Source organism: Bacteroides sp. AF25-5LB (genome assembly GCF_003602965.1).
Classification (GTDB): Bacteria; Bacteroidota; Bacteroidia; order Bacteroidales; family Bacteroidaceae; genus Bacteroides; species Bacteroides uniformis.
In genome coordinates this window covers 69,208-81,418 of the sequence record NZ_QTMC01000003.1, presented here as the reverse complement: position 1 = coordinate 81,418, position 12,211 = coordinate 69,208, and the positions used below count along the sequence as shown (strand labels likewise).

Below are 12,211 nucleotides of genomic sequence, written 5' to 3'. Positions count from 1 at the left end.
CTCCTTTGTAGATATTTTATAGATAAAGGTCATAGTCAACCTTATAATTATATCACTTCCTTTGCCCTTGTAAAAAACAAAGCATTAACCTTAAAAAACTTTATCACACATGGGTAAAATTAAACAGTATTTGCAAAGAGCATTACTACTTGCTTTGCTCTTTGTATGTCTAGCGCCGCTAAGTGCATTAGCGCAAACCATCCAGCTAACCGGTACCGTAACCGATACCAAAGGAGAATCTCTTATCGGTGCCAGTATCTTGGAGAAAGGAACCGGCAATGGTTGCATCACCGACGTTGACGGCAACTTTACGTTGACAGTCTCTCCTAAAGCAACTATAGTAATCTCTTATGTGGGTTATGTAACCCAGGAAATTCCCCTCAACGGGCAGAAGAACATCAAAATAGCATTGAAAGATGATTCTGAAATGCTGGATGAAGTCGTAGTCGTAGGTTACGGTACGATGAAGAAGAGCGACATGACCGGTGCCATTTCTTCGGTGAAAGCGGAAGATTTGATGAAGCGTGCCACTACCAGCGCAACCGAAGCACTGCAAGGTAAAATTGCCGGTGTAAGCGTATTGAAATCGGGAGGTAATGCAGGTGCAAGCATTTCCGTAAAAATCCGTGGTATCAAGACTATGGGTGACAATGAGCCGCTTTACATCATCGACGGGTATCCTGGCGACATCAACACCATCAATCCGCAGGATATCGAATCCATGGAAATCCTGAAAGATGGTGCCGCCGCTGCCATCTACGGTTCTGTGGCCGCCAATGGTGTAGTCATCGTTTCTACCAAGAACGGAAAGGAAGGAGAACTGAAAGTTTCCTTTAATACATATATGACGGTCAACTCGGTAGCCAAGAAGTTCGACATGCTCAATGCAGACGGCTACTTGAAAGTGCACAACATGATGTACGAGAATGCAGGGACAAACAAGCCCGCTTATCTTACGTACAAGAATGGACAGAACCCTACCGGTGCCGATACAAACTGGCAGGATGAAATGCTCCGTACCGGCATCGCACAGAACTATTATGTAAACCTCATCGGAGGTTCTGAAGTTGCTAAATATTCACTTTCTTATGGCCATGCCGACGAGAAGGGTATCTTTAAAGGTAACTCTTACATCCAGGACAATGCCCGTCTGAAACTGAATGCACACAAATATATCTTTGATTTCGATGCGAGCTTGAACTTCAAGGTCACACAAAGCAAACAGCCTCAGTATTCCTTAAAAGAAATGTACTCCATTTCGCCACTGGTGCCCGTTTACGACGAAAACCAGACATACGGATACGGTCTGACCGACATGTCGGTAGACGGTACCAAGATGGAATTCCCAACCAACCGTAATGTCATGGCAGACGACCATTACAAAGACAGAAAATATACGGGTTACGACATTACCGGCAATATCGGTCTGACCATGAACCTCGCCCCGTGGCTTACATTCAAAACAAGCTATACGTACGACGGTTACTACTACAACGACCGTTATCATCGTGCCAAATACGAAGCCAATGCACAAGAGCCGAGCCTCTATCCTTATAACTACGAGTACAACTCATACTATCGCAAGCAAACATTCGAGAATGTATTGACCTTCATGAAAGACTTCGGCAAGCATTCCGTTACTGCCATGATAGGTAACTCCATCATTTCCGCCCATCAGGATAAAAGTTCTGTCAGCGTGGAAGGCAAGAAAACCGAATATGATGTAGTAGGCGGCAGTCTGAGTTCCAGCGAGGTTCCCGGCGGATTCTTCGACCCGACATCTCCCACAATCGATGCTGGTATCGGCGGTACATTTGCCGGCACAGGTACTTTCTACGATTACAACCGCGCTTCTTTCTTCGGACGCTTCAACTATTCATACGCCAGCCGTTACTTGCTGCAAGTGACTGTACGTTCCGACGGCTCTTCCAAGTTCGGTAAAAACAACCGTTGGGGTACCTTCCCTTCCGTAGCAGTGGGATGGAGAATCAGTGAGGAAGATTTCTTCCCCAAAAACACCCCTATCAGCAACTTGAAGTTCCGCGCCAGCTGGGGACGCCTAGGTAGCGAGAGTGCACTGGGCTACTATTATGCGCCAACAATGAGTAACAGCAATACCCAATGGATGAGCTACATACAAGGTGGCAATCCTTGGGCCGGCATGTCCAACCTCTATCTGGTAAACGACGATTTGCGTTGGGAAACTACCGATACCAAAAACATCGGTTTCGACTTCGGTCTTTTCAACAATAAGTTGAGCGGTAGCCTTAACTACTATTACAACACAACGGAAGACTTACTGATTGAAAAAGTCATGCCGCCTTCTGCAGGTATCTACAATCCTACTGTCAACGTAGGAAAGATGGTAAACAAAGGTTTCGAGCTTGAATTGAACTATGGAGACAACATCAACGGTTTCGACTATAATATCGGTTTCAACCTTTCTACCATCCACAACGAAATGTTGAAGGCAGACCCGAACCAGATACTTTATGGTTCTGCCTGGAAGGGTGACGGCCACTTCGTAACCCAAACACTGAAAGGTTATCCGGTAGCCAGCTTCTGGCTGTATCAGACTGACGGCATATTCCAGACTGATGCAGAAGTTGCTGCTTACGTAAACAGTGCAGGCGAACGTCTCCAGCCGAGTGCCAAAGCCGGTGATATCCGCTTCAAGGATGTAAACGGCAATGGAAGCATCGACTCCGGCGACAAGGTATATTCCGGTTCCGGTATTCCCAAGGTGGAAGCCAACTTGTCATTCAGCGGTTCCTATAAGAACTTTGACCTTTCCTTCCAGTTCGGCAGTGCATGGGGGCACAAACTCTACAACGTAAACCGTCTGTATTATGAAGGAATGGACGCCGGTAGAAACTACTTCACAAGCACCATGAATGCATGGACACCGCAAAACGCAGGAACAAGCATGCCAAGAGCTGTACTGGGTGACCCGAATGAAAATACCCGTGAATCCGATCGCTTCCTCGAAAACGGTAACTTCGTCCGCCTTCGCCAGTTGCAGTTAGGATACAGCTTGTCCAGAGCTTTGGCTAAGAAAATGTATCTTGAAAAATGCCGCCTCTATGTCAGTGGAGAGAATCTCTTTACCATCACCAAATATTCCGGTATCGACCCTGAATTCTCTTCAAGCATTCTGGACACCGGTGTAGACTCCTTTGTATACCCGTTCACCCGCTCATTTGTAATAGGTCTGCAAGTTACATTCTAATCACCATTAAAAACAAGAAGACAATGAAAAAAATTATATATATAGCCTCTTTCTTATGCGCCGCCTTACTGGCAGGATGCGATGATTTCCTGACGACAGAGTCCCCCGACTTTTCTACCGACAAATATTGGAGAGATAAAGCCGACGTAGAGGCAGGTCTATCAGCGGTATATGGCCAGCTGGATAACCGCACCGGCTCTTACACGGTTGCAGAAGTCAAGTTTGTTGTGGAAACCTTCCGTAGCGATGAGATGGTAAAAGGCCAGGACGTCAACAACTATCCGGAATGGGCTGCATTGTACGGATTCACCTACAACAATGAGAACTCCAGTATCAAAGAATACTGGATGAACAATTACAATGGCATCAACTACGCCAACAACGTATTATACGGTATTGACAAAGTACAGACCAGCGGTGAGAAGATGAGTGCCGATGACGAGAACCATCTTACGGGCGAAGCTCTGTTCCTGCGTGCCTACTATCATTTCAAACTGATTATGAGCTGGGAGAAAATCATTATCCGCAATGAATATCTGACCGGAGAATCCCAGACTCACAAAGCATTGTCTACCAGAACGGAAGCATGGGACTTTATCTGTACCGAACTGGACAAAGCAGGCAGCATGCTGCCACAAGACCGCCCTTCTTCCGAAGCGGGACGTGTAACCAAAGGAGCAGCCTACTCTTACCTGGGATGGGCTTACTTAACCCGTGCTTATGAAGAAAGTGACAAAAAGGCCGAATACCTGGGGCTGGCAGAAGCCGCTTTCAACAAAGTGACCGGCTACGAACTGGAGTCCGACTACGGAAGCATGTTCGACGGAACCAACAAGAATTGCAAAGAGTCCATTCTGGAACTTCAGTTTACCAACAGTACGGCCGACGGTACTTTCCACAAGCACGTACTCCACTTCTGGGTAGCTCCGGGCAGCATGTCCGGTTGGGACGAAATCCGTGTCAGCGACATGATGTACAACGAATTCCTGAAAGAAGGACGCATTGCCGAAGGTAACATGTACGATGCCCGTGCCTATGGTTCCATGATGTTTGATGATCCGTATTACTATGAAGGCGGGCACATTCTGGGGTACAATTACGATGACATCTATGATGAGAATTCTGCCACCCGATATAATTACCGTAAATACATGCCTTCAACTTGGAGCGACTATGCACAAAACTACGTAGGTACCAACATGCCATTGATGCGTTATGCCAATGTACTGCTGATGAAGGCTGAAATCTACAATGAACAAGGCCATCCAGAAAAAGCCATTCCATTGATTAACGAAGTACGTAGCGTGCACGGCAAACTGCCTGCCATGACCGGAAGTGACCAAGCTGCTGTTAAAGCACAGATTGAACATGAACGTCTGGTGGAATTCACACTGGAAAACTCACGCTTCTATGACCTCCGTCGTTGGGGCAAACTGGACGAAGCCATGAAGGCTGACGGCAGAACCGGATTCAGTGCATCTACCCATTCCTTCCTGCCCATTCCTCTGATGGAGATTCAGACCAACAATAAAATAAACGAATAATCCTTTTCCCAAATAGTATATCAAGGCGGCATTCGCCCCCGGCAATGCCGCCTTGTTTGCTTTGAAAGCTTTATCTTTGCACCTGCAAAAATAGACCATACTATCTTTGCCACTAAAAAACGACATAGATATGTTTACAATCATCGGACTAATGCTCACGGGAATGCTGCTGGGCTATCTCTTACGGAAACGGGACTTAAAGAAAATCCACCAAATCATCACCCTGCTCATCTGGTTGCTGCTGTTTATCCTCGGCATCGAGGTCGGAAGCAACGAGCAAATCATCAAGGGACTCCATACCATAGGCCTTGAAGCTGTGATACTCACCCTGGGAGGAACCTTGGGAAGCGTCATCGCCGCCTGGGCATTGTGGAGAGCCTTGTATAACAAGAAAGGAGGAAGGGCATGAAAGGAAGTCTTATCATAGTGGGCTTTTTCGTACTGGGTACGATTTGCGGCGTATGCCATCTGTTGCCCTTTGATATTGCAGAAACCAACATCAGCTACTACGCGCTTTGTGCGCTGATGTTCAGTGTAGGGCTGAGCGTGGGTAACGACCCGCAAACCCTAAAGAATTTCCGTTCACTCAATCCGCGACTGGTATTCCTGCCCATCATGACGATACTGGGAACGCTAGCAGGCTCCGCAGCCGTCAGCCTGATTCTGACACACCGTTCTATAACGGACTGTCTGGCCGTAGGTTCCGGATTCGGCTATTACTCGCTCTCCAGTATCTTCATTACCGAATACAAGGGAGCCGAGCTGGGCACCATCGCCCTGCTTGCCAATATCAGCCGGGAGATTCTGACACTGCTAGCCGCTCCGTTGCTGGTACGATGGTTCGGAAACCTTGCTCCCATCTCTGCCGGAGGAGCCACGACGATGGACACCACACTGCCCATCATCACACGGACAGCCGGACAGCAGTTTGTAGTAGTTTCCATTTTCCATGGATTTGTAGTAGACTTCAGCGTCCCATTCTTAGTGACATTGTTTTGTTCTATTTAGCTGAAAATGGAAAGGTGAAAGGTGAAAATTTTCCGTTTCCCATTTTCAATTTTCAACTTCCAATTAATCATTAATAATATGAAGACCAAACTTTATACCTTTCTTCTCTCTTCGCTGCTTTGCACCGGTGCCCTGGCAGACAATGAGCCGTGGCAAAACCCGCAAGTCAACGAAATGAACAGAGAACCGATGCACGCCCACTTCACTCCGTTTACGAATGAAGCCAACGCATTGAAACAACGTACCTTGCCCGCCGACGTACGGTTCGACGTTAATTCTGCAACGGAACGCCGTATCACTCTGGACGGCACCTGGAAATTTCTTTTTTCAAAGAACAATGACCTCTGCCCCAAAGACTTTCACAAGCCCGGATTCAGTACCCGCAAGTGGAGTAAAATTGAAGTTCCGGGAAGCTGGGAACTGCAAGGCTTCGATGCACCTATCTATACAGATACCCGTTATCCGTTCCCGCCCAATCCGCCCTACGTGCCTACCGACTACAATCCCGTAGGTGCTTATATCCGCGAGTTCACCGTCCCGGCTAGCTGGGGAGGCATGGACATCTTTCTTGATTTCGAAGGGGTGGAGTCTGCCTACTATGTATGGGTAAACGGCGAATTGGCAGGATATGCAGAAGACAGCCGCCTACCGTCGCACTTCAACATCACCCACCTGCTGAAGAAGGGCAACAATAAACTGGCAGTAAAAGTATTCCGTTATAGCGACGGTTCCTACCTGGAAGGCCAGGACTACTGGAAATACAGCGGCATCGAACGGAGTGTTTATCTCTACGCCCGCCCCCAGAGCCGCGTCAAGGACTTCCGGATGACAGCGGAACTGATAAACAACTACAAGGATGGCGAACTAAAGCTGGACGTATTCCTCCATCGGCCTAAAGCCGGAGAAACGGTGGAAGTCAAGGTAATGGACAAGGACAAGGTTATCTATGACCGGAAAAAGTCCATAACCTCTGCCACAGACACTTTGTTTACCCAGCAGCAAGTGTTCCCGAATGCACGAGCCTGGAATGCCGAAACACCGAACACCTACACGCTGGTAGTCAGCACCTTTGATGCACAAGGGAAACCGCAGGAATCCTTTACGCACCTTTTCGGCTTCCGTACCGTGGAAATGATGAACGGCATGCAGATGATTAACGGCCAGGCCGTCCTCTTCAAGGGGGTGAACCGTCACGAGCACGACCCGCACAAGGGACGTACCATCACCGTGGGGTCCATGATACACGACATCCAGCTGATGAAGCAGTTCAACCTGAACGGTGTACGCAACTGCCACTACCCGAACAACTATGCGTGGTACGAGCTTTGCACAGAATTCGGACTTTATATGGTAGACGAAGCCAACATCGAGAGCCATGGCATGATGTTCCACAAGGATGAGACCCTTGCCAACTATCCCGACTGGGAGGTGCCTTTCATGCAGCGGATGAGCCGTATGATTGCACGCGACCGCAACTACTCTGCCATCGTGACTTGGTCCATGGGCAACGAGTCGGGCTACGGCAAGCACTTCGAAACTCTGTATGACTATACCAAGAAGATAGACCCCACCCGTCCCGTACAATATGAAGGGGGTGGCTACAACTCCAAGAGCGACATCTATTGCCCCATGTACGCACGCATCTGGAGGTTGCGCCAACACGTGAACCAGCGTGATGCCCGCCCCATGATTCTCTGCGAATATGCCCATGCCATGGGTAACAGTGTAGGTAACTTCCAGGACTACTGGGACTTGATTTACAAGTACGACCAGCTGCAAGGCGGTTTCATTTGGGACTGGGTGGACCAGACGTTTGCCATCAAGGACGAGAACCAGCGCGACATCTGGGCTTTTGGCGGCGACATGGGATTTGTAGGTGTCGTCAACGACTCCAACTTCTGTGCCAACGGCCTGGTTGCTGCCGACCGCACCCCGCACCCGCACATTTACGAAGTGAAGAAGGTATTGCAATACATCCACTTCGAACCGCTTGCCTTCACCCCGAACAAGATAAAGGTCACCAACTGGCACGATTTCATCGGATTGGAAGGATATACCCTCCGCTGGGCAGTGGAATGCGACGGCAAGACCGTTCAGAACGGTGAGATGGATTTCCCCAAGATTGCTCCCAGAAACTCTGCCAACATAGAATTGCCACTGAAAGCGCTGCCTGCCGACGGCAAGGAGTATTTCCTCACACTGCGTGCATTTACCAAGCACGAAGCGCCATTAGTACCGAAAGGACACGAGGTTGCCATCGAACAATGGGAATTGCCTTCTGCACCGTCAGCCAAAACCGTTCAGCCGGTGGAAGGAACGCTGACCGTAGACCGCAACAACGAAACACTGACCGTGAAAGGCAACAACTTCCAGGTAGCTTTCTCTACCCGAAACGGTGAAATGACAGAGTTGAACTACACCGGAAAGAATCTGATTAAAGAAGGGCTACAACCCAACTTCTGGCGCCCGTTGACCGATAATGATATTCCAAATGGGCACCTGATACGCTGCGGCACCTGGAGAAACGCCGGACGCGATGCCAAACTGCAGAACATCGAAGTTGCAGAAGCCGGACAAACGGCTACTGTCACTGCGACCTACCGCATGGAAGAACAAGATGCTGATTTGCAGACTCTCTACAAAATCACTCCCGACGGCAAGGTTCAGGTAACCATGCACTTCACCCCCGGCAAGAAGCCATTGAGCGAGATGCCTCGTCTGGGCATGCGCATGATACTCCCTGCCGAATATGAAATGATGACCTGGTTGGGCCGTGGTCCGCAAGAGACGTACGCCGACCGCAAGACGGGAGCATTGATAGGCCTCTACAACGCCACGGTGTGGGAACAGTTCCATCCGTATGTACGTGCCCAAGAGACGGCCAATCATTGTGACGTACGCTGGGTGGCCCTGCGCAATGCTGCCGGTGAAGGTCTGCTGGTAGTGGGCGAGGAACCGTTGAGCGTAAGCGCCTGGAACTTCCCGATGGAGGACATTGAATACCGTCCCTCACAGATGGAGCGCCGCCACGGTGGAAGCATCCAGAAGAAAGATATGATATGGCTCAACATCGACCACAAGCAGATGGGCGTAGGCGGTGACAATACCTGGGGAGCACAAGTTCATCCCGAGTACACCATCACTCCGCACGAATGGAAATACAGCTTCACGCTCGCCCCTCTCGCACCGGAGGATGATGCAGCGGAACAAGCGCACAAATAACCGTTAAATACCTCATTCATATGAAATACAAATTTATACGCATACTCTGCTTCACATTGTTGGCCGCAGGCATCGCAGCCTGCACCCCCGGCATGAAAAGCACTACGGAGAAACGGTATGCCTTCGCCGACATACTGGACATCTCCTACACTCCCGACACCCTGCACCGCTGCTATGGTTGGTTCACCGACGCCGGCTCGTGGATGGGCTTCACGCTGCCCGAACGGCAACAATGGGTCAACGGCTTCTGCGGCCCCTTCAGCCTCGATATGTTCCGCCGCCAGTGGATGGCACAGTCAGCCGCCGTCGTAAGCTTTGCCAAAGATACACAAGAGATTTTTGTTCCGGATTCCACTTGCTATTACCCCGGCGAGCTCTATATGTCGGCACATTCCACCCACGGGAGCATCACGCAACGGCTCAACTTCACAAGTGCCTCGACCGCCTTGCTGCGCATCGAAGCCGACACGGCTGAAGACCTGCTGCTCTCCGGTAGCCAATGGGGCAAAGACATCACCGTCAGCGTAGAACAGAACTCCGTCATCGCCCGTCATCCCAGTGGCGAAACCGTAACCGTGACCTTCACTCCTAATGTAGAGCTGGCCAAGACCGACAATAACTATACAGCCCTCGTCCGCTCTCCGCGCTACCCTGTCAACGTAGCCATCTCTTTCTTCACTTCCGAAAAAGAGATGACTGCCAACCTGCAAAACCTGCCGAGCCTGCTCAACAATCCCGCCCCCGCCCTGCAAGCCAATGCCGAACGTTGGGAAAGTTACCTCACCAAGATACTGCGCAAGGACATGAAGCCCGAATATGACCGTATCGCCGTGAAAGCCGTCACCACGCTCATCTCCAATTGGCGGACACACCGCGGTGGATTGCTTCACGAAGGTATCATCCCGAGCCATGCCGTAGGCTATTTCGTCGGCTTTTGGGCATGGGATAGCTGGCGCTTCAGTGCCGGAACCGCCAAATTCGACCCCGAACTGGCCAAGAACAACATCCGAGCCATGTTCGACTACCAGCAACCGGACGGCATGATTATCGACTGTATCTACACCGACCCCTCCGAGAACAATGCCCGTGACAGCAAGCCTCCCTTGGTATGCTGGGCTGTCGATGAAATATTTACCCATACGGGTGACACCGCCTTCGTTGCCGAGATGTATCCGCAACTGCTCTCCTATTATAGATGGTGGTACGAGAAGCGCGACCACAACCGCAATGGCATGTGCGAGTACGGTGCTACCGACGGAACACTGGAAGCTGCCGCCTGGGAAAGCGGCATGGACAACGCCATCCGTTTTGACGGCGCCGTGATGCTGAAAAACGAAGGCTACGAGGATGCCTGGAGTATGGATCAGGAGAGTGTGGACTTGAACGCTTATCTGGCACTGGAATGCAAACTGCTGAAGAAATTCTCCAGCCTGCTGAAGATACCTTTCGACGCACCGGACTACAGTAGCCAGGTAGCCGACTATTTCTTTGACAAGAACATCAACTTCTTCTGCGATCGCCGCCTGAAGGACGGTTCATTCATCGAAGAGCCGGGCTGCGAAGCCTACACTCCGTTGTGGACCCGGATTGCCACACAAGCGCAAGTGGACAGCATGCTGCCCATGCTTCAAGATACGGCAAAGTTCTCCACGTATATCCCCTTCCCGACCATTGCCGCCGACAATCCCAAATACAATCCGCGCGGCTACTGGCGTGGCCCCATCTGGCTGGACCAAACCTACTTTGCCATCCGCGGACTGCGCAACTACGGCTACAACCGGCTGGCAGATGAATATACGCTGCAAGTCTTCGACCGCCTGAGTGGGCTGAAAGAGGGTGCTCCCATCCACGAGAACTACGGAACCCATACCGGCGAACGCCTGAAAGCTCCCCATTTCAGCTGGAGCTCCTCACATCTGTTGATGATGTACGACGATTACGGTAAGTAAACCGGGATTCCATATATGTCATAACTCACCACAGATTACACAGATTCACACAGATAAATATGTCAGATATCAATAAACTAAAAAAATCTGCATGAATCTGTGTAATCTGTGGTGAGTTATGACACTCTCATGAAGAACAAAAGCGATATGATTATTATCGGTAAACCTGCACCGGAAGTTCTCCACGCAAAGCTCCCAGCGCATTCATTACCAATGCTTCCAATTCGTCTTCTCCGGGATAGACGTGAACAGGGGCAAGAAAAGAGACACGCTCCTGCAACCGCGAAGTGATGTACTCGGAATGCGCCATACCTCCCGTAAGCAGAATGGCGTCCACCTTGCCATAAAGCACAACAGCAGCACCGCCTATCTCCTTGGCAATGCGGTAAATCATGGCATCGAGCACCAAAGCGGCATGGGTGTCTCCCTCAGCGATGCGCCTCTCTATGGCGGGAATGTCGGTAGTACCCAAATGGGCGGCAAGTCCCGCCTTGCCGGAAATACGTTTCTTCAGTTCTTCGGTAGTGTAACGCCCCGAGTGACAAAGGTCTATCAGTTGCCCGGCGGGCAGGGTACCTGCACGTTCGGGCGAAAAAGGACCGAAACCGTCGAGGGCATTGGGCACGTCCACCGCACGGCCGTGGCGGTGGACTCCTACGGAAACGCCTCCACCCAAGTGACAGACAATCAGATTGAGGTCTTCGTAATGCACGGGAGCTTCGGGCTGCAGGGCACTACGCTCGGCAGCATAGCGCCGGGCGATGGCTCGCTGGTTCAAGGCGTGCCAGATGGTGATGCTGGGCATCAGAGGCGAACCGGTGATGCGTGCCACATCGTCCAGTTCGTCCACCACGCCGGGATCGGCTATGAAAGAGGGGCAGCCGGGCAGCATGGCGGCAAGTTCGTGGGCTATCAGACAACCTAAGTTGCAGGCGTGGGTACGCATGGCATGGAGCATATCGTCCAACATGGCATCGTTCACGGCATACACACCGCCAGGAATGGGTTTCAACAATCCCCCACGGCCGACGATGGCATCGAACTTAAAGGGAATGTCATTGGCCTCCAGCGCTTCCAGCACCAAGTGCTTGCGGAATTCGAACTGGTCGATGATGCGGGGAAATTGGGAAAGCTCCTCCACCGAATGCCGGATGTTGAGTACCAGACGGGGAGTTTCATCCTCATAGACAGCAATTTTTGTCGAGGTGGAACCGGGATTTACTGCCAGTATTTTCATTGATTACGATTTACAAATTACG

7 protein-coding genes are annotated in these 12,211 nt (G+C 50.6%); 6 read left to right on the top strand and 1 reads right to left on the bottom strand.

What is annotated here, in order from left to right; genetic code table 11:
• Positions 1 to 109: 109 nt before the first annotated feature.
• From DWY57_RS04510 to DWY57_RS04485, 6 genes are all read left to right on the top strand, one after another.
• Entirely contained in the window at positions 110 to 3,229 is a 3,120-nt protein-coding gene (locus DWY57_RS04510) for a TonB-dependent receptor (protein ID WP_119961395.1), read from the top strand.
• 23 nt (positions 3,230 to 3,252) lie between these two features.
• Positions 3,253 to 4,773: a RagB/SusD family nutrient uptake outer membrane protein gene (locus DWY57_RS04505; protein WP_117600195.1), complete on the top strand. Its 1,521-nt coding sequence runs from the start codon at positions 3,253 to 3,255 to the stop codon at positions 4,771 to 4,773.
• Positions 4,774 to 4,903: 130 nt separating this feature from the next.
• Positions 4,904 to 5,182, top strand: a complete 279-nt coding sequence (locus tag DWY57_RS04500; RefSeq protein ID WP_117600194.1) for a LysO family transporter — start codon at positions 4,904 to 4,906, stop codon at positions 5,180 to 5,182.
• Positions 5,179 to 5,781 (top strand): lysine exporter LysO family protein, encoded by a 603-nt coding sequence (locus DWY57_RS04495; RefSeq protein WP_005830487.1) that lies wholly within the window; start codon positions 5,179 to 5,181, stop codon positions 5,779 to 5,781. The genes DWY57_RS04500 and DWY57_RS04495 overlap by 4 nt, the downstream gene beginning before the upstream one ends.
• Before the next feature lie 78 nt (positions 5,782 to 5,859).
• Positions 5,860 to 9,003: a glycoside hydrolase family 2 TIM barrel-domain containing protein gene (locus DWY57_RS04490; RefSeq protein WP_119961394.1), complete on the top strand. Its 3,144-nt coding sequence runs from the start codon at positions 5,860 to 5,862 to the stop codon at positions 9,001 to 9,003.
• 20 nt (positions 9,004 to 9,023) lie between these two features.
• On the top strand, positions 9,024 to 10,952 hold the full coding sequence (locus DWY57_RS04485; protein ID WP_119961393.1) for a trehalase family glycosidase: 1,929 nt from the start codon (positions 9,024 to 9,026) through the stop codon (positions 10,950 to 10,952).
• A 154-nt stretch (positions 10,953 to 11,106) separates the two neighbouring features.
• On the opposite strand, the gene buk is transcribed toward DWY57_RS04485, so the two are convergent.
• Complete coding sequence (gene buk / locus DWY57_RS04480; protein ID WP_005830498.1) at positions 11,107 to 12,189, bottom strand: butyrate kinase; 1,083 nt, start codon at positions 12,187 to 12,189, stop codon at positions 11,107 to 11,109.
• Between the last annotated feature and the right edge of the window lie 22 nt (positions 12,190 to 12,211).

Bases quoted from the DNA above. Each gene is read 5' to 3' on its own strand.
- DWY57_RS04510 (WP_119961395.1), top strand. From the start codon at position 110: ATGGGTAAAATTAAACAGTATTTGCAAAGAGCATTACTACTTGCTTTG.
- DWY57_RS04505 (WP_117600195.1), top strand. From the start codon at position 3,253: ATGAAAAAAATTATATATATAGCCTCTTTCTTATGCGCCGCCTTACTG.
- DWY57_RS04500 (WP_117600194.1), top strand. From the start codon at position 4,904: ATGTTTACAATCATCGGACTAATGCTCACGGGAATGCTGCTGGGCTAT.
- DWY57_RS04495 (WP_005830487.1), top strand. From the start codon at position 5,179: ATGAAAGGAAGTCTTATCATAGTGGGCTTTTTCGTACTGGGTACGATT.
- DWY57_RS04490 (WP_119961394.1), top strand. From the start codon at position 5,860: ATGAAGACCAAACTTTATACCTTTCTTCTCTCTTCGCTGCTTTGCACC.
- DWY57_RS04485 (WP_119961393.1), top strand. From the start codon at position 9,024: ATGAAATACAAATTTATACGCATACTCTGCTTCACATTGTTGGCCGCA.
- buk (WP_005830498.1), bottom strand. From the start codon at position 12,189: ATGAAAATACTGGCAGTAAATCCCGGTTCCACCTCGACAAAAATTGCT.